Below are 16,874 nucleotides of genomic sequence, written 5' to 3'. Positions count from 1 at the left end.
TAAGATGGCATTGAAATCCCCCGCGTTTCGTAAAAAATTTCCGTTGTTGATGACCGGCAGTTTGCTGGCTCTGCAACCCTTGGCCAGCCCTTTCGTGGTCGCCGCGGAACAGTATGACTGCTCGGTCTCCGCTTCGGGTGCCTGGAATTGTGCGCCAAAATCGCCGGCGGCTGCATTGCCACCGCGTCCAGTCCACGAGGGCAGCGCAGTCTCCGCCACCGGCGAGTCACCCGCCGAAACGGGCGCCAGCGAAGACACGGGGGCCAAACCTGCACTGGTCACCGAATCCAAAGGCCGTGGCCTGAAGTCGCGTAGCGCAGACTACAGCCACCTCGACTGGGTTCCGCGCGAGCAGCTCACTGCAGCACAATTGGCCGAAACCGGTCCTTACTGCTCTGGTTCCTATATCGAACCGATTCGTCCTGGCATGAATGACAAGACGAATAAAAGTGACGCCCCGACCTTTGTCGGCGCCAAAGCCTCCCGCTACAAGCAGGATGAGCAGGTCGCCAGCCTGGCCGGTGACGTGGTCATGCGCCAGGGCAGCATGCAGGTCGAAGCCGATGAAGCCAACCTTTACCAGGCCGAGAGCCGTGGCGAGCTAAGCGGCAACGTGCGCATTCGCGACAACGGTGCACTGATCGTGGGTGACCACGCCGACGTGCAGCTCGATACCGGTGAAGCCAAGATCGACAACGCCGAATACGTGATGCACAAATCGCGTATCCGCGGTAACGCGCTGTACGCCAAGCGTGCCGAGAACGCGATCATCCGCCTCAAGGATGGCACGTACACCACGTGCGAACCGAACAGCAACGCCTGGCAACTCAAGGGTAACAACATCACCTTGAACCCGGCGACCGGCTTCGGTACCGCGACCAACGTGACACTGCGGGTCAAGGACATTCCGGTCCTGTACACGCCGTATATCTACTTCCCGATCGACGACCGCCGTCAATCCGGCTTCCTGCCGCCGACCATCGGCACCGGCACCGATACCGGTTTCCTTCTGGTTACGCCGTACTACTTCAACCTGGCTCCAAACTACGATGCCACGTTGTACCCACGCTACATGAGCGATCGCGGCCTGTTGATGGAAGGCGAATTCCGCTACCTGACCAAGTCCAGCGAAGGTCAGTTCGGCGCGGCGTACCTCAATGATGAGAACGACGATCGTAAGCTGCAGACCGATTACGATAAAACCCGCTACATGTACAACTGGCAGCACAAGGGTGGTCTTGATTCGCGTGTCCTGACCCAGGTCGATTACACCAAGATCAGCGACCCTTATTACTTCCAGGATCTGCAGACCGACCAGATTGGCGTGAAGAGCGCCGACTACGTCAACCAGCAGGGTGCTGTTACCTACCGCGGCGACAGTTACACCGCCCGCGTGAATGCCCAGGCCTATCAACTGGCGACTGTGTCGAACATCACCCCGTATGACCGTTTGCCGCAGATCACCTTCAACGGTGCGCTACCGGATCGTCCAGGTGGTCTGAATTTCACCTATGACACTGAGCTTGTGCGGTTCGATCGGGATTTGAAGAACGGCGACTACACCGATGAAGACGGCAATGTTGAGCCGCGCCTCGACCAAAACGTTCAAGGCCTGGCCCGTGCCAATGGCGATCGCCTCAACCTTGCGCCAGCGGTCAGCTTCCCGATGGAGGCGAGCTACGGCTTCCTGACGCCTAAACTCAAGTACCAGTACACGCAGTACCAACTGGACCTGGACAGCATCGGCAAAAGCCAGATTGCCGCGCAGAGTGCAGAACAGGACCGGCTCAATGGCACGTTCGACAGCAACCAGAACCGTGGTGTGCCAATCGCCAGCATCGACAGCGGCCTGTATTTCGATCGCAAGACCAACTGGTTTGGCAAGAACTATAACCAGACCCTCGAACCACGCCTGTTCTACCTCTACGTACCCGAGAAGGACCAGGAAGACATTCCGGTATTCGACACCAGCGAATACACCTTCAGCTATGCATCGCTGTTCCGTGACAACCGTTTCTCTGGCTCCGATCGTGTCGGCGACGAGAACAAACTGTCCCTGGGCGTGACCAGTCGCTGGATCGAAGAAAACGGCTTCGAACGCCAACGCATCAGCGTCGGCCAGGCCCTCTACTTCAAGGACCGCGAAGTCCAGCTGCCGGGCATCGATGCAAAAACCCGCGAAGATGCGCACTCTGACGTCTCTCCTTATGCGCTGGAGTACGAATACCGCTGGAACCGCGACTGGCGGACCACGGCCGACTACAACTGGGACCCGGACAGCCGCAGCCCTCGTTCGGGCAGCGCGATGTTCCACTACCAGCCTGAGGACAACCCGAACAAGGTCATCAACGCCGGCTATCGCTATCGCAATGACCAGGTTCGTTACGACCAGAACTCCGGTACATGGCAGGTCGGCGGCGGTGACTATGGCACCCCGGGCCAACCTGGCTACGTGAAGGACTACTACAAGATCGAACAGCACGACTTCTCGGTGATCTGGCCTGTCGTGCCGCAATGGAACGTCATCAGCCGCTGGCAGTACGACTACAACCGCAACCGTACCCTGGAAGCCTTCGGTGGCTTCGAGTACGACAACTGCTGCTGGAAACTGCGCCTGATCAACCGTTACTGGGTCGATTATGACGAAACCAGTCAAGACGCCCCGGAAAACGAAAAAGGCGACCATGGCGTCTTCCTCCAAATTGTTCTGAAGGGACTCGGCGGCCTCACTGGCTCCAAAGTAGAGAGTTTCCTCGACAAAGGCATCCAAGGTTATCGTGAACGTGAAGACCAAGCTTTCTGATTGTCTGCGCCCGCTGTTGCTGGGCGCGCTGTTCCTGGGTACCGCGGCCAACGCCGCGGTACAGTCCATCGATAAAGTGGTGGCCATTGTCGACAACGACGTGGTCATGCAGAGCCAACTGGACCAACGGGTCCATGAAGTCCAGCAAACCATCGCCAAGCGCGGCACCGCCGTGCCACCGGCCAGCGTATTGGAGCAACAGGTGCTTGAGCGCCTGATCGTCGAGAACCTGCAACTGCAGATCGGCGAGCGCTCCGGCATCCGCATTACCGATGAAGAACTGAACCAGGCCGTCGGCACGATTGCCCAGCGCAACAACATGTCGGTCGAGCAGTTCCGCGCCGCCCTGACGCGTGACGGCCTGTCCTACGACGACGCACGTGACCAGATTCGCCGCGAAATGGTCATCAGCCGTGTGCGTCAGCGCCGCGTTGCCGAACGCATCCAGGTCTCCGAACAGGAAGTGAAGAACTTCCTGGCCTCGGATCTTGGCAAAATGCAGCTGTCCGAAGAATTCCGCCTGGCCAACATCCTGATTCCTACGCCGGAAAGCGCCAACTCCGACGCCATCCAGAATGCCGCCAAGCAGGCCGACGCGGTTTACCAGCAGCTCAAGCAAGGCGCTGACTTCGGTCAACTGGCAATCGCCAAGTCCGCCAGCGAAACCGCACTGGAAGGTGGCGACATGGGCTGGCGTAAAGCCGCTCAACTGCCGCCACCCTTCGATCGCCTGCTGAGTACCATGGCTGTGGGCGACATCACCCAACCGATGCGCACGCCGGGGGGCTTCATCATCCTGAAGATCACCGACAAGCGTGGCGGTGAGGCGCAAGTGCGTGACGAAGTGCACGTACGCCACATCCTGGTCAAACCAAGCCCGATCCGTGACGAAGCAAAGACCAAGGCCCTGGCCGAGTCGCTCTACGCCCGCATCGAAGCAGGCGAAGATTTCGGCGAACTGGCGAAAAGCTTCTCGGAAGATCCGGGTTCCGCCCTCAATGGCGGCGACCTGAACTGGATCGACCCGAATGTACTGGTTCCGGAGTTCCGCGAAGTGATGGCCAAGACCCCGCAAGGTCAGCTGTCCAAGCCATTCCAGACCCAATACGGCTGGCACGTGCTGGAAGTCCTTGGTCGTCGCGCCACCGACAGCACGACCCAGGCTCGCGAACAGCAAGCGATGACCGTGCTGCGTAATCGCAAGTACGACGAAGAGCTGCAAACCTGGCTGCGTCAGATCCGTGACGAAGCGTATGTGGAAATCAAACTCCCTGGCGCCGACCAGGCAGCACAGTGAAACCCAAGCGTTTCGCGCTGACACCCGGCGAACCGGCCGGCATAGGTCCCGACCTGTGCCTGCTGCTCGCCGCGCACGCCCAGCCGCACCCCCTGATAGCCATTACCAGCCGCGACCTGCTCCTTGAGCGGGCCGCGCAGTTGGGCGTGGCCGTCGATGTGCTACCCGTCACGCCGGACAACTGGCCGGATGCTCCCGCTCCCGCCAACAGCCTGTATGTGTGGGATACCCCGCTCAATGCCAAGGTGGTCGCCGGGCAACTGGACAAGGCCAACGCCGCTTTCGTCCTGGAAACCCTTACCCGCGCTGGCCAGGGCTGCCTGGACGGGCATTTTGCCGGCATGATCACCGCTCCGGTGCACAAAGGCGTGATCAATGAGTCCGGTATCGCTTTTTCCGGGCACACGGAATTCCTCGCCGACCTGACCCATACCGCGCAAGTGGTCATGATGCTCGCCACCCGTGGTCTGCGCGTGGCGCTGGTCACCACCCACCTGCCGCTGCGCGAGATTGCCGATGCGATCACGCCGGAGCGTCTGGAGCGGGTGACGCGAATCCTGCACACCGACCTGAAAGAAAAGTTCGGCATCGCCCAGCCACGCATCCTGGTCTGTGGGCTCAACCCCCATGCCGGTGAAGGCGGACACCTGGGCCATGAAGAAATCGATATCATCGAACCCACACTAGAGCGCCTTCGCGGCGAAGGCATGGACCTACGCGGCCCACTGCCCGCCGACACTCTGTTTACCCCCAAATATCTGGAGCACTGCGATGCAGTGCTGGCGATGTACCACGACCAGGGCCTGCCTGTGCTGAAATACAAAGGCTTTGGCGCAGCAGTCAATGTGACTCTCGGCTTGCCGATCATCCGCACCTCGGTCGACCACGGCACCGCCCTGGACCTGGCCGGTAGCGGCAAGATCGACACCGGCAGCCTGCAAGTCGCCCTGGAAACCGCCTACCAGATGGCCGAGACCCGTTTATGACCGAGCAATACCAACACAAGGCGCGCAAGCGCTTTGGCCAGAACTTTCTGCACGATGCCGGCGTTATCGACCGCATCCTGCGCTCCATCCATGCCAAGACCGAAGACCGCCTACTGGAAATCGGCCCTGGCCAGGGCGCGCTGACCCAGGGCCTGCTCAGCAGCGGCGCCCAGCTCGACGTTGTGGAACTGGACAAGGACCTGATCCCGATCCTCAACCAGCAGTTCGCTGGCAAGAGCAACTTCAACCTGCATCAGGGTGATGCGCTGAAGTTCGATTTCACCAGTTTGAATGCGGCACCTGGCAGCCTGCGCGTAGTCGGCAACCTGCCATACAACATCTCTACACCGCTGATTTTCCACCTGCTGCACAACGCCCACCTGATTCGCGACATGCACTTCATGCTGCAAAAAGAAGTGGTCGAGCGTCTGGCGGCAGGGCCTGGCGGCGGTGATTGGGGCCGACTGTCGATCATGGTCCAGTACCACTGCCGGGTCGAGCACCTGTTCAACGTAGGTCCTGGCGCGTTCAACCCGCCACCAAAAGTCGACTCGGCCATCGTGCGCCTGGTGCCCCATGCAGTACTGCCGCACCCGGCCAAGGATCACCGCCTGCTTGAGCGCGTAGTGCGCGAGGCTTTCAACCAGCGCCGCAAGACCCTGCGCAACACACTCAAGCTACTGCTGAGCAACGCCGAAATCGAAGCCGCCGGCGTCGATGGCAGCTTGCGTCCCGAGCAGCTCGATCTGGCGGCGTTCGTACGCCTTGCTGACAAGCTCAGCGAACAAGCCCTACAGAAAGCCGCGGACGCCTGACAGAACTGAAGCGTTATCGGGTAGGACACCAGCGCCCATGTCTGGTTTACTATCCGATACCTGGCCTAGACTGACTTATCAGCTACGTCCCGCGTTCCGCTTCGTTTTTAAGGCCCTTTTGCATGTCCGATCCTCGTTATCAGGTCGACGTCAGCGTCGTCACCCGCTATCTGGCAGAACAATCACAACCCGAGCAAGAGCGTTTTGCCTTCGCGTACACCATCACCGTGCGAAATAACGGCCTGCTACCGGCCCAACTGTTGTCACGGCATTGGGTCATCACCGATGGCGATGGGCATGTCGAGGAAGTTCGCGGCGCGGGCGTAGTTGGCCAGCAACCGCTGATTGAACCGGGTAAGAGCCATACCTACAGCAGCGGCACCGTCATGACATCCAAAGTCGGCACCATGCAAGGCACCTACGAGATGCGCGCCGACGACGGCAAGCATTTCGAGGCCATCATCGCCCCATTCCGCCTGGCGGTCCCCGGAGCCTTGCACTGATGGCAACCTATGCCGTCGGCGACCTGCAAGGCTGCCTCGATGCCTTGCAATGCCTGCTCAAGAAGGTTGCCTTCGACCCGGCAACAGATCGTCTGTGGCTGGTAGGCGACCTGGTCAACCGCGGCCCGCAGTCGCTGGAAACCTTGCGCTTCCTCTATAGCATCCGTCACTCACTGGTGTGCGTGCTCGGCAACCACGACCTGCACCTGCTGGCGGCCGGCAAGAATATCGAGCGCCTGAAGAAGGCCGATACCCTGCGCGAGATTATCGAAGCCCCGGATAGCGCCGAGCTGCTGGAATGGCTGCGCCAGCAAAAACTCATGCACTACGACGAGCAGCGCAACGTGGCGATGGTACATGCTGGCATTCCGCCACAATGGTCGCTGCGCAAAGCATTGAAATACGCCGCCGAAGTCGAGACGGCCCTGCGCGATGACAACCTGCTGCCGCCTTACCTCGATGGCATGTACGGTAACGATCCGGCGAAATGGGACAGCGACCTCAAGGGCGTCACGCGCCTGCGGGTGATTACCAACTATTTCACGCGCATGCGCTTCTGTACGGCCGAGGGCAAACTCGACCTCAAGAGCAAGGAAGGTCTGGGCACGGCACCTGCAGGCTTCAAGCCGTGGTTCCAGCACAAGGAACGCAAGACCAGGGACGTGAAGATCATCTTCGGGCACTGGGCAGCACTGGAAGGCAAGATCCAGGAGCCGGGCATCTCGGCCCTCGACACTGGCTGTGTCTGGGGCGGTGCCCTGACCCTGATGAATGTCGACACGGGTGAACGCCTGGCCTGCAAATGCGACGAACACGGCCATACCGCAGAGCCGCCAGTCGCCCCACAGATTTCCGAACCATCGCCAGCCAGCGCCCCGCGCTAGACTGCACTTTCTGCCGAGCCACAGGAGCCCGCCATGAGCGAATTCAAACGTATCCCCCCGGAACAGGCCCAGGCCCTGCGCGAACAGGGCGCAGTGGTGGTCGACGTCCGTGACCCTGCAACCTTCGCCGCCCTGCACATCAGCGGCTCGAAGCATCTGGACAACCACTCCCTGCACGCCTTCATCCAGGGTGCTGATCTGGACGCACCTACCGTGGTGGTTTGTTATCACGGCAACTCCAGCCAGGGTGCCGCCGCCTACCTGATCAGCCAGGGTTTTTCCGACGTCTACAGCATGGACGGCGGATTCGAGCTATGGCGTACGACTTTTCCTTCAGAAACAGCGCAAGGCACCACCGAATAATTTTTTTGTCATGCGCAAGGCCCCGCCCCCTGCGGGCTAGCGCGGTGGCAGACGAACGGTCTGCCACAACTAATTACGTATCTCGCCTTTACCTCCCAAATTCCCAACTATCCTTAAGCGCAGGCCATCCAAAACAGGGGAGAGCCGGTACACCGGCGCACGGGTCATCGGGAGTAGCTTTCGGGGTAGTCAGCTCCGAAAGAGTTCTGGGGGGTAAACAGCGACCGCCTGTTCGGTTGCTGCCAGCATCGACTGAGTGATCCGGCGTCGGCTCCACGTATCGAGCGAGGTGACGTCATGAGTATCTTTAGCCACTTCCAACAACGTTTCGAGTCCACACGCCAGGAAGAACTCTCTCTGCAAGAGTATCTGGAGTTGTGCAAAAAGGACCGTAGCGCCTACGTTTCCGCAGCCGAGCGTCTGTTGCTGGCCATCGGTGAACCGGAGCTGCTCGACACCTCGACCAACTCGAGGCTGTCGCGAATCTTCTCCAACAAGGTAATCCGTCGCTACCCGGCCTTTGAGGACTTCCACGGGATGGAAGAATGCATCGACCAGATCGTGTCGTATTTCCGCCATGCCGCCCAAGGCCTGGAAGAGAAGAAACAGATCCTTTACCTGCTCGGCCCCGTCGGCGGCGGTAAGTCGTCCCTGGCCGAAAAACTCAAACAACTGATGGAAAAAGTGCCCTTCTACGCGATCAAGGGCTCGCCAGTATTCGAATCGCCCCTGGGTCTGTTCAACGCCACTGAAGATGGTGCGATCCTCGAGGAAGACTTCGGCATCCCACGGCGCTACCTCAACACCATCATGTCGCCATGGGCCACCAAGCGCCTGGCCGAATTCGGCGGCGACATCAGCCAGTTCCGCGTGGTCAAGCTCTATCCGTCGATCCTGAATCAGATCGCCGTGGCCAAGACCGAGCCGGGAGATGAAAACAACCAGGACATCTCGGCACTGGTGGGCAAGGTCGATATCCGCAAACTGGAAGAATTCCCGCAGAACGACGCCGACGCCTACAGCTATTCGGGCGCACTGTGCCGGGCCAACCAGGGCCTGATGGAGTTCGTCGAAATGTTCAAGGCCCCGATCAAGGTACTGCACCCCTTGCTGACGGCCACCCAGGAAGGCAACTACAACAGCACCGAAGGCCTCGGGGCGATTCCGTTTACCGGGATCCTGCTGGCCCACTCCAACGAATCGGAATGGCATACCTTCCGTAACAACAAGAACAACGAAGCGTTCATCGACCGGATCTACATCGTCAAGGTGCCGTACTGCCTGCGGGTCAGCGACGAAGTGAAGATCTACGACAAGTTGCTGTTCAACAGCTCGCTGGCCAAGGCCCATTGCGCGCCCGACACCTTGAAAATGCTCGCCCAGTTCACCGTGTTGTCACGCCTGAAGGAGCCGGAAAACTCCAACATCTACTCCAAGATGCGTGTGTATGACGGCGAAAACCTCAAGGACACCGATCCGAAGGCCAAGTCGATCCAGGAATATCGTGACAACGCCGGCGTCGATGAAGGCATGAACGGCCTGTCCACCCGCTTCGCGTTCAAGATCCTTTCCAAGGTCTTCAACTTCGATCCCCACGAAATCGCTGCCAACCCGGTGCACCTGCTCTACGTGCTGGAGCAACAGATCGAACAGGAACAGTTCCAGGCCGAAACCCGCGAACGCTACCTGCGCTTCCTCAAGGAGTACCTGGCACCGCGGTACATCGAATTTATCGGCAAGGAGATCCAGACCGCCTACCTCGAGTCCTACAGCGAGTACGGCCAGAACATCTTCGATCGTTATGTGCTGTACGCGGATTTCTGGATTCAGGACCAGGAGTACCGAGACCCGGAAACCGGCGAGATCCTCAACCGCGTAGCATTGAACGAAGAGTTGGAGAAAATCGAAAAACCGGCCGGCATCAGCAATCCGAAGGATTTCCGCAACGAAATCGTCAACTTCGTGCTGCGTGCCCGTGCCAACAACAACGGCAAGAACCCGACCTGGCTCAGCTACGAAAAACTGCGGGTGGTCATCGAGAAGAAAATGTTCTCCAACACCGAAGACCTGCTGCCAGTTATCAGCTTCAACGCCAAGGCCAGCAAAGAGGACCAGCAGAAACACAACGACTTCGTCACACGGATGGTCGAGCGGGGTTACACCGACAAACAGGTACGGCTGCTGTCCGAGTGGTACCTGCGGGTCAGAAAATCACAATAACCCGCTGCCGGTCAGACCGGTTGTCGTCAGCCAGAGACCTGTGCGTGCTTTTTCTGATACACAGGCCTCTGGAAGGTGTTCGAAAGTCGGTAGCGAGTTCAGGCAGCATCCAAAGCGCTTGGGGGAGCGTTGAATATCCCCTGGCTCTCGGTCCGATGCTGCATCACCGCTCGCCCCTTTCAGGACAGCTTCTAAGGAGCAGTCATGAGCTATGTGATCGACCGACGTCTCAATGGCAAGAACAAGAGCACGGTAAACCGCCAACGATTTCTGCGGCGTTACCGTGATCACATCAAAAAGGCTGTCGAAGAGGCGGTCAGCCGGCGCTCCATTACCGATATGGAACACGGCGAGCAAATCAGTATCCCGGGGCGCGACATCGACGAACCGGTGCTTCACCATGGTCGCGGTGGCAAACAGACCATCGTGCACCCGGGCAACAAGGAATTCACCAGCGGCGAACACATTGCCCGCCCACCAGGGGGTGGAGGCGGCAGAGGCCCTGGCAAGGCTGGTAACTCGGGCGAAGGGATGGACGAATTCGTCTTCCAGATCACCCAGGAAGAATTCCTCGAATTCATGTTCGAAGACTTGGAGCTGCCGAACCTGGTCAAGCGCAACCTGACCGGCACCGACACCTTCAAGACAGTGCGCGCGGGGATCAGCAACGAGGGCAACCCGTCGCGGATCAACATCATCCGCACATTGCGCTCAGCCCATGCACGGCGAATCGCCCTCTCGGGCAGCAGCCGGGCGAAACTGCGCGAAGCCAAGGAAGAACTCCTGCGACTCAAGCAGGAAGAGCCTGACAATTTCGGCGATATACAGGAACTTGAGGCAGAAATCGAAAAACTCAGCGCCCGCATTCACCGCGTGCCGTTTCTCGACACCTTCGACCTCAAGTACAACTTGCTGATCAAACAACCCAACCCCAGCTCGAAGGCGGTGATGTTTTGCCTCATGGACGTTTCCGGCTCCATGACCCAGGCGACCAAGGACATCGCCAAGCGCTTCTTCATCCTGCTGTACCTGTTTCTCAAGCGTAACTACGACAAGATTGACGTGGTATTCATTCGCCACCACACCAGCGCTCGCGAAGTGGACGAGGAAGAGTTTTTCTACTCCCGCGAAACCGGCGGGACCATTGTGTCCAGCGCCTTGAAGCTGATGCAGGAGATCATGGCCGAGCGCTATCCGGCCAACGAATGGAACATCTACGCCGCCCAGGCCTCCGACGGCGACAACTGGAACGACGACTCGCCGATTTGCCGCGACATTCTCATCAACCAGATCATGCCATTCGTGCAGTACTACACTTACGTTGAGATCACTCCACGAGAACACCAGGCCCTGTGGTTCGAGTACGAGCGTATCGCCGAAGCCTTTTCCGACACTTTCGCCCAGCAACAACTGGTCTCGGCCGGGGATATCTATCCGGTCTTCCGTGAACTCTTCCAGCGCAGGTTAGTGACATGACCGCCAAAGAGCTGAAGCGCCAACCCATATCCACCGGATCGGAGTGGACGTTCGAGCTGATCCAGGCGTACGACCGTGAAATCAGTCGTATTGCAGCTCGCTACGCGCTCGATACGTACCCTAACCAGATCGAAGTGATCACCGCCGAACAGATGATGGACGCCTACGCCTCCGTCGGCATGCCGCTGGGCTATCACCACTGGTCCTATGGCAAACACTTCCTCAGTACGGAAAAGTCCTATACCCGCGGCCAGATGGGGCTGGCCTATGAAATCGTGATCAACTCCGACCCCTGCATTGCCTACCTCATGGAGGAAAACACCATCTGCATGCAGGCGCTGGTGGTGGCGCATGCGTGCTACGGGCATAACAGCTTTTTCAAGGGCAATTACCTGTTCCGCACCTGGACCGATGCCAGCTCGATCATCGACTACCTGGTGTTCGCCAAGCAGTACATCATGCAGTGTGAAGAGCGCCATGGCATCGATGCGGTTGAAGACTTGCTCGACTCCTGCCACGCGCTGATGAACTACGGGGTGGACCGCTACAAACGCCCCTATCCTATTTCCGCGGAGGAAGAACGGCGTCGGCAAAAGGACCGGGAAGAACATCTGCAGAAGCAGATCAACGATCTGTGGCGCACCATACCCAAGGGCGCGGACAAGTACAGCGACAAGGACAACGCGCGCTTCCCCGCCGAACCGCAGGAAAACATCCTGTACTTCATCGAAAAACATGCACCGCTGCTGGAGCCGTGGCAGCGGGAAATTGTGCGGATCGTACGCAAGATCGCCCAGTATTTTTATCCACAGCGCCAGACCCAGGTCATGAACGAAGGCTGGGCGACATTCTGGCACTACACCCTGATGAACGACCTGTACGACGAAGGCCTGGTGACCGACGGTTTCATGATGGAGTTCCTGACATCACACACCAGCGTGGTCTTCCAGCCTGGCTTCGACAGCCCCTACTACAGTGGCATCAACCCTTACGCCTTGGGCTTTGCCATGTACCGCGATATCCGTCGCATGTGTGAAGAACCTACTGAAGAGGATTACCGCTGGTTCCCTGACATTGCCGGCACCGACTGGCTCGCGGCCATCAAGTTCGCCATGAGCAGCTTCAAGGATGAGAGCTTCATCCTGCAGTACCTTTCACCCAAAGTGATTCGCGACTTGAAATTGTTCAGCATTCTCGATGACGACCAGAAGGACGACCTGCTGGTGCCAGCCATTCACGACGAAGGCGGTTATCGCATCATCCGTGAAACCCTGGCGGCACAGTACAACCTTGGCAATCGCGAACCCAACGTGCAGATCTACAGCATCGACAGGCGCGGCGATCGCTCCCTGACCCTGCGCCACCAACAACACGACCGTAAACCCCTGGGAGAGTCCACCGAGGAAGTGCTCAAGCATCTGCACCGTCTCTGGGGTTTCGATATTCATCTGGAAACCCTGCAAGGTGACCAGGTCATGAAAACCCACCATGTGCCACCTAAGGGGGAACACAGCGAAGGCGATTACGGACGGCTGGACCTGGCCGTCATCCATTTGTGATCCTGGTTGTGCCTCCGAACGCTCGACGTAAAGGTTATCCTGTCGAGCTAACGGAGGTTTTTCATGCGGATTTATAAAGTTGGCGGTGCCGTACGTGATCGCTTGCTCGGCATAGCAGTCACCGACATCGACCGCGTCGTGGTCGGTGCGACCACTGAAGAAATGCTCGCCAAGGGTTTTCGCCCGGTAGGCGCTGATTTTCCGGTGTTTCTTCACCCGAAAACCGGCGAGGAATATGCCCTTGCCCGGACCGAACGCAAAAGCGGGCGTGGTTACGGCGGGTTCACGTTCCACGCCAGCCCTGACGTGACACTGGAAGAAGACCTGATTCGCCGCGACCTGACGATCAATGCGATGGCCGAAGACGATGAACAGAACCTGACCGACCCCTATCACGGCCAGCGCGATCTCGAGGCTAGAATACTTCGCCACGTTTCCCCCGCGTTCGCCGAAGATCCCCTCAGGGTTTTGCGCGTTGCCCGTTTCGCGGCACGCTACGCGGAGCTTGGGTTCACTGTCGCCACCGAAACCCTCAAACTGATGCGCCAACTCAGTGAGTCTGGCGAACTCCAGGCGCTGACGGCGGAGCGCAGCTGGAAAGAAATCTCCCGCGCCCTCATGGAAAATCAGCCACAGGTGTTTATCGAGGTGTTGCGCGCCTGCGGTGCGCTCAAAGTGCTGATGCCGGAAGTCGACGCGCTGTTCGGTGTACCGCAGCCCGCGATACACCATCCGGAAATCGACACCGGCGCCCACACCCTGAGCGTGCTTCAGCAAGCGGCACACCATAAACAACCGCTGACCGTACGCTGGGCCTGCCTGCTGCATGACCTGGGAAAAGGGCTGACGCCAGAGGAGCAATGGCCTCGCCATATCGCCCATGAGTCCAAGGGGCTGAAGCTGATCAAGGCGGTCAACGAACGCTTCAAGGCGCCAAGGGATTGCCAGGAGTTGGCGCTACTGGTGGGCGAATATCACACCCACGGGCATCGCGCGCTGGAGCTGAAGGCATCTACTTTGCTCGAGCTACTGCAGAGCTTTGACGTTTTCCGTCGACCGCAGCGGTTCGAAGAGTTTCTCGCCGCATGCGAAATGGATGCACGCGGACGCAAGGGACTGGAGGAGAGAAGTTATCCACAGGCGGACTATTTGCGCGGGGCAGCGACGGCGGCGCGCAGCGTTGCGGTTCAGCCTTTGCTGGAGCAGGGATTTAAAGGGCCTGAATTGGGTGAGGCGATCAAGCGAGAGCGGCTCAAGGCATTGAAAGCTTACAAAGAGGCGTCGTCCTGAAAAGCTTCGCGAGCAGGCTCGCTCCCACAAGGGTTGCACTGAACCCTGTGGGAGCGAGCCTGCTCGTGAAGGCGTCAGTTAAATCACAACAAATTCAAAGGTGTCAGTTGCTCACCGCGCCATTCGAAAGCCACTGGCGCCAACACCTGGTCAATCTGCGATTCGGCCCACAACACGGCGAAACTTTTACCTACGCCCGGGTGCACGCGATCCGGAGCAATCAGCGACAGCGGCCACAACACAAAGGCGTTTTTAAGAATTTCCGCCCTCGGCAGCACCAGGCCATCGAAGTTGCCCACCAAATCACCGAAGAGTAAAACGTCGATATCCAGAGGCAAACCTCGGCGATCGGGTGCGTAACGCCCATTATCCGCTTCGATAAACTTCAGACGGCGATCCAATTCCATCAACGGCAAGTCGGTATAAGCCGACACCACGAAGTTGAAGAACGGCCCGCTCTTGATCCCCACCGGCTGGCTTTCGAAGACCGCCGAGCAACGCATATCCACGAGAAAGCTCGCCAGGGCATCCAGGCCGGCCTGCAAATGGGTTTCGCGCTCGATGTTGCTGCCGAGCCCGAGATACACCTGAGTCAGCGACATCCGCGCTCGATCTCCACACCCACGCCACCTGTAGCAGCAGGAACCGCACCTGGCTTGGTCAGTTTGAGACGCATCCAGGTAATCTTGAATTCGCTCATCAGTGCTTCAACCAGGCGCTCGGCAAAGGTCTCGACCAGTTGAAACTGTGCCTGTTCGGCAAAGGCCTGGATACGCGACGAAACGCTCGCATAATCAAGCGCCAGGGACAGGTCATCGCCAGCGGCGGCTGGACGATTGTCCCAAGCGAAACTCAGGTCAAGCCGCAAGCACTGTCGGATGCCTCGCTCCCAGTCATAGGCACCGATCACGGTGTCGACTTCCAGGCCCTCGATAAACACTCTGTCCAAGCACTTTTCTCCGCTACACGACAAGGGCGCAATGCGCCGTTAGAATCAGGGCGTCCTCGCCCGGAATAGTTAGCATGTTTTGGTTACTGGCGATCCTCGCCTACCTGCTCGGCTCGCTGTCCTTCGCCATCTTGCTCAGCCGCCTGACCGGTAACCCCGATCCGCGAATGAGTGGTTCGGGCAATGCTGGCGCCACCAACATGTTGCGCCTGGCCGGCAAGAAACTCGCCATCCTGACCCTGCTCGGCGACTTCTGCAAAGGCCTGCTGCCTGTACTGGTCGCCAGTGCCGCCGGCCTGTCACTGCAGGATCAGGCCTGGGTCGGCGTTTGCGCCGTCATCGGTCACCTGTTCCCGCTTTACTTCCGCTTTCGCGGTGGCAAGGGTGTCGCCACCGCTGCCGGCATGTTGCTGGGGTTATACCCGCCTGCAGCCTTGATGGCGGTCTGTGCCTGGCTGCTGACGTTCTACCTGACCCGCACCAGCTCGCTGGCCGCCTTGATCGCCACGCCCTTGACCCTGCCACTGCTGGCCTGGCAAGAACCGGCAGCACTGCTGCCCATGTGCGCCCTGACCGGCATGATCGTCTGGCGCCACCGGGGCAATCTACGCGACCTGTTTGCGGGGCGCGAACGGCATTTTTAGCAGCCCGGCATGAGTACGCTTCATCACAGGGGCGACAACTGCTCCATCGGCCACCGCGCCTGCACACTGATCGCCAGGCTTTCCTGCTGACCAGCCTTCAGGCGTTGGCAGCCCGCAAACGCAATCATGGCGCCATTATCGGTACAGAACTGCGCACGGGCGTAAAAAACATCGCCCTTCATGTCGCCTAGCATCTTTTCCAGGGAAGAGCGCAACGCCTTGTTGGCACTGACGCCCCCAGCGATCACCAGGCGCTTCATGCCAGCCGCTTTCAGGGCACGCTTGCACTTGATGGTCAAAGTCTCCACCACGGCCTGCTGGAACGCCAGCGAGATGTCGCAACGGGCTTGCTCACCGTCGTCCCCGGCACTCACACACTGCTGCCAGGTGTTCAGGGCGAAGGTTTTCAAGCCGCTGAAACTGAAGTCCAGGCCAGGGCGGTCGCACATCGGACGCGGAAAGACGAAACGCCCTGCTACGCCTTGCTCTGCCAGCCGAGCGATTTCCGGCCCACCCGGATAATGGAGCCCCATCATCTTCGCGGTTTTGTCGAACGCTTCGCCCGCGGCATCGTCCAGGGTCTCACCCAGAAGCGTGTATTGGCCGATCCCGTCGACCTGAACCAACTGCGTATGGCCGCCCGACACCAACAAAGCGACGAACGGGAATTCCGGCGGTTGCGACTCCAACATCGGTGCCAGCAAGTGACCTTCCATGTGATGCACGCCGAGCGCCGGAATGCCCCAGGCAAAGGCCAGTGCCTGAGCGCAGGAAGCACCCACCAGCAAGGCACCGACAAGGCCAGGGCCCGCGGTATAAGCGATGGCGTCGATCTCGGTTGGCACACAGTCGGCTTCGGCCAGGACCTGACGAATCAAGGGCAGCATGCGCTTGACGTGATCACGCGAGGCCAGTTCCGGCACTACGCCACCATACGCACGGTGCAGGTCGATCTGGCTGAACAGCGCGTCGGCCAGCAGGCCTCGTTCACTGTCGTAGAGTGCGACACCAGTTTCGTCGCAAGAGGTTTCTAATCCCAGTACTAGCATGGGTTTGCGCCTTGTTTAGGCTGAATTCGAAGGCGC

The 16,874-nt window shown here is 59.2% G+C and carries 15 protein-coding genes; 12 read left to right on the top strand and 3 right to left on the bottom strand.

Annotation, left to right across the window (positions count from 1 at the left end):
* Positions 1-4 precede the first annotated feature (4 nt).
* The 11 genes from PSUM_RS19680 to PSUM_RS19630 all read left to right on the top strand — a co-directional run bounded on the left by PSUM_RS19680 (position 5) and on the right by PSUM_RS19630 (position 14,196).
* The gene (locus PSUM_RS19680; RefSeq protein ID WP_083349812.1) at positions 5-2,803 is read left to right on the top strand and encodes an LPS-assembly protein LptD; all 2,799 of its coding nucleotides are present in this window, start codon (positions 5-7) and stop codon (positions 2,801-2,803) included.
* Positions 2,784-4,100 (top strand): peptidylprolyl isomerase SurA, encoded by a 1,317-nt coding sequence (gene surA / locus PSUM_RS19675; RefSeq protein WP_020798808.1) that lies wholly within the window; start codon positions 2,784-2,786, stop codon positions 4,098-4,100. Before PSUM_RS19680 ends, surA begins: the two co-directional genes overlap by 20 nt.
* Positions 4,097-5,086 carry a 4-hydroxythreonine-4-phosphate dehydrogenase PdxA gene (pdxA, locus tag PSUM_RS19670; protein ID WP_020798809.1) on the top strand — a complete coding sequence of 330 codons (990 nt, stop codon included), beginning with the start codon at positions 4,097-4,099 and terminating at the stop codon, positions 5,084-5,086. Before surA ends, pdxA begins: the two co-directional genes overlap by 4 nt.
* Positions 5,083-5,901, top strand: a complete 819-nt coding sequence (rsmA, locus tag PSUM_RS19665) for a 16S rRNA (adenine(1518)-N(6)/adenine(1519)-N(6))-dimethyltransferase RsmA (protein ID WP_020798810.1) — start codon at positions 5,083-5,085, stop codon at positions 5,899-5,901. Before pdxA ends, rsmA begins: the two co-directional genes overlap by 4 nt.
* A gap of 122 nt (positions 5,902-6,023) precedes the next feature.
* Positions 6,024-6,404 carry a Co2+/Mg2+ efflux protein ApaG gene (gene apaG, locus PSUM_RS19660; protein ID WP_020798811.1) on the top strand — a complete coding sequence of 127 codons (381 nt, stop codon included), beginning with the start codon at positions 6,024-6,026 and terminating at the stop codon, positions 6,402-6,404.
* Entirely contained in the window at positions 6,404-7,288 is an 885-nt protein-coding gene (locus PSUM_RS19655) for a symmetrical bis(5'-nucleosyl)-tetraphosphatase (protein ID WP_020798812.1), read from the top strand. Before apaG ends, PSUM_RS19655 begins: the two co-directional genes overlap by 1 nt.
* 33 nt (positions 7,289-7,321) lie before the next feature.
* On the top strand, positions 7,322-7,651 hold the full coding sequence (gene glpE, locus PSUM_RS19650; RefSeq protein ID WP_033045301.1) for a thiosulfate sulfurtransferase GlpE: 330 nt from the start codon (positions 7,322-7,324) through the stop codon (positions 7,649-7,651).
* A gap of 297 nt (positions 7,652-7,948) precedes the next feature.
* On the top strand, positions 7,949-9,871 hold the full coding sequence (locus PSUM_RS19645; RefSeq protein WP_020798814.1) for a PrkA family serine protein kinase: 1,923 nt from the start codon (positions 7,949-7,951) through the stop codon (positions 9,869-9,871).
* A 204-nt stretch (positions 9,872-10,075) separates the two neighbouring features.
* On the top strand, positions 10,076-11,347 hold the full coding sequence (locus tag PSUM_RS19640) for a YeaH/YhbH family protein (RefSeq protein ID WP_020798816.1): 1,272 nt from the start codon (positions 10,076-10,078) through the stop codon (positions 11,345-11,347).
* Positions 11,344-12,906, top strand: a complete 1,563-nt coding sequence (locus PSUM_RS19635; protein ID WP_020798817.1) for a SpoVR family protein — start codon at positions 11,344-11,346, stop codon at positions 12,904-12,906. Before PSUM_RS19640 ends, PSUM_RS19635 begins: the two co-directional genes overlap by 4 nt.
* Before the next feature lie 63 nt (positions 12,907-12,969).
* A complete protein-coding gene (locus tag PSUM_RS19630) occupies positions 12,970-14,196 on the top strand; it encodes a multifunctional CCA addition/repair protein (protein ID WP_083349813.1) in 1,227 nt (408 codons plus the stop codon).
* Between the two features lie 83 nt (positions 14,197-14,279).
* Here PSUM_RS19630 and folK read toward each other — a convergent pair whose 3' ends face one another.
* Complete coding sequence (folK, locus tag PSUM_RS19625) at positions 14,280-14,798, bottom strand: 2-amino-4-hydroxy-6-hydroxymethyldihydropteridine diphosphokinase (protein ID WP_083349814.1); 519 nt, start codon at positions 14,796-14,798, stop codon at positions 14,280-14,282.
* Positions 14,789-15,145, bottom strand: coding sequence for a dihydroneopterin aldolase (folB, locus tag PSUM_RS19620; RefSeq protein WP_033043882.1), 357 nt, complete (start codon positions 15,143-15,145; stop codon positions 14,789-14,791). The genes folK and folB overlap by 10 nt, the downstream gene beginning before the upstream one ends.
* 74 nt (positions 15,146-15,219) lie before the next feature.
* On the opposite strand from folB, the gene plsY reads away from it, so the two are divergent.
* The gene (gene plsY / locus PSUM_RS19615) at positions 15,220-15,789 is read left to right on the top strand and encodes a glycerol-3-phosphate 1-O-acyltransferase PlsY (RefSeq protein WP_033043881.1); all 570 of its coding nucleotides are present in this window, start codon (positions 15,220-15,222) and stop codon (positions 15,787-15,789) included.
* 23 nt (positions 15,790-15,812) lie between these two features.
* On the opposite strand, the gene tsaD is transcribed toward plsY, so the two are convergent.
* A complete protein-coding gene (gene tsaD, locus PSUM_RS19610; RefSeq protein ID WP_020798822.1) occupies positions 15,813-16,838 on the bottom strand; it encodes a tRNA (adenosine(37)-N6)-threonylcarbamoyltransferase complex transferase subunit TsaD in 1,026 nt (341 codons plus the stop codon).
* Positions 16,839-16,874 lie beyond the last annotated feature (36 nt).

The sequence above is a fragment of the Pseudomonas umsongensis genome (assembly GCF_002236105.1).
GTDB classification, from domain to species: domain Bacteria; phylum Pseudomonadota; class Gammaproteobacteria; order Pseudomonadales; family Pseudomonadaceae; genus Aquipseudomonas; species Aquipseudomonas umsongensis.
Note: the sequence above shows the minus strand (reverse complement) of the source record. Positions and strands in the feature narration are given on the sequence as shown.

What these genes read in the sequence shown, in the direction of transcription:
- PSUM_RS19680 (WP_083349812.1), top strand. Translation starts at nt 5, where the DNA reads ATGGCATTGAAATCCCCCGCGTTTCGTAAAAAATTTCCGTTGTTGATG.
- rsmA (WP_020798810.1), top strand. Translation starts at nt 5,083, where the DNA reads ATGACCGAGCAATACCAACACAAGGCGCGCAAGCGCTTTGGCCAGAAC.
- apaG (WP_020798811.1), top strand. Translation starts at nt 6,024, where the DNA reads ATGTCCGATCCTCGTTATCAGGTCGACGTCAGCGTCGTCACCCGCTAT.
- PSUM_RS19655 (WP_020798812.1), top strand. Translation starts at nt 6,404, where the DNA reads ATGGCAACCTATGCCGTCGGCGACCTGCAAGGCTGCCTCGATGCCTTG.
- glpE (WP_033045301.1), top strand. Translation starts at nt 7,322, where the DNA reads ATGAGCGAATTCAAACGTATCCCCCCGGAACAGGCCCAGGCCCTGCGC.
- PSUM_RS19645 (WP_020798814.1), top strand. Translation starts at nt 7,949, where the DNA reads ATGAGTATCTTTAGCCACTTCCAACAACGTTTCGAGTCCACACGCCAG.
- PSUM_RS19640 (WP_020798816.1), top strand. Translation starts at nt 10,076, where the DNA reads ATGAGCTATGTGATCGACCGACGTCTCAATGGCAAGAACAAGAGCACG.
- PSUM_RS19635 (WP_020798817.1), top strand. Translation starts at nt 11,344, where the DNA reads ATGACCGCCAAAGAGCTGAAGCGCCAACCCATATCCACCGGATCGGAG.
- PSUM_RS19630 (WP_083349813.1), top strand. Translation starts at nt 12,970, where the DNA reads ATGCGGATTTATAAAGTTGGCGGTGCCGTACGTGATCGCTTGCTCGGC.
- folK (WP_083349814.1), bottom strand. Translation starts at nt 14,798, where the DNA reads ATGTCGCTGACTCAGGTGTATCTCGGGCTCGGCAGCAACATCGAGCGC.
- plsY (WP_033043881.1), top strand. Translation starts at nt 15,220, where the DNA reads ATGTTTTGGTTACTGGCGATCCTCGCCTACCTGCTCGGCTCGCTGTCC.
- tsaD (WP_020798822.1), bottom strand. Translation starts at nt 16,838, where the DNA reads ATGCTAGTACTGGGATTAGAAACCTCTTGCGACGAAACTGGTGTCGCA.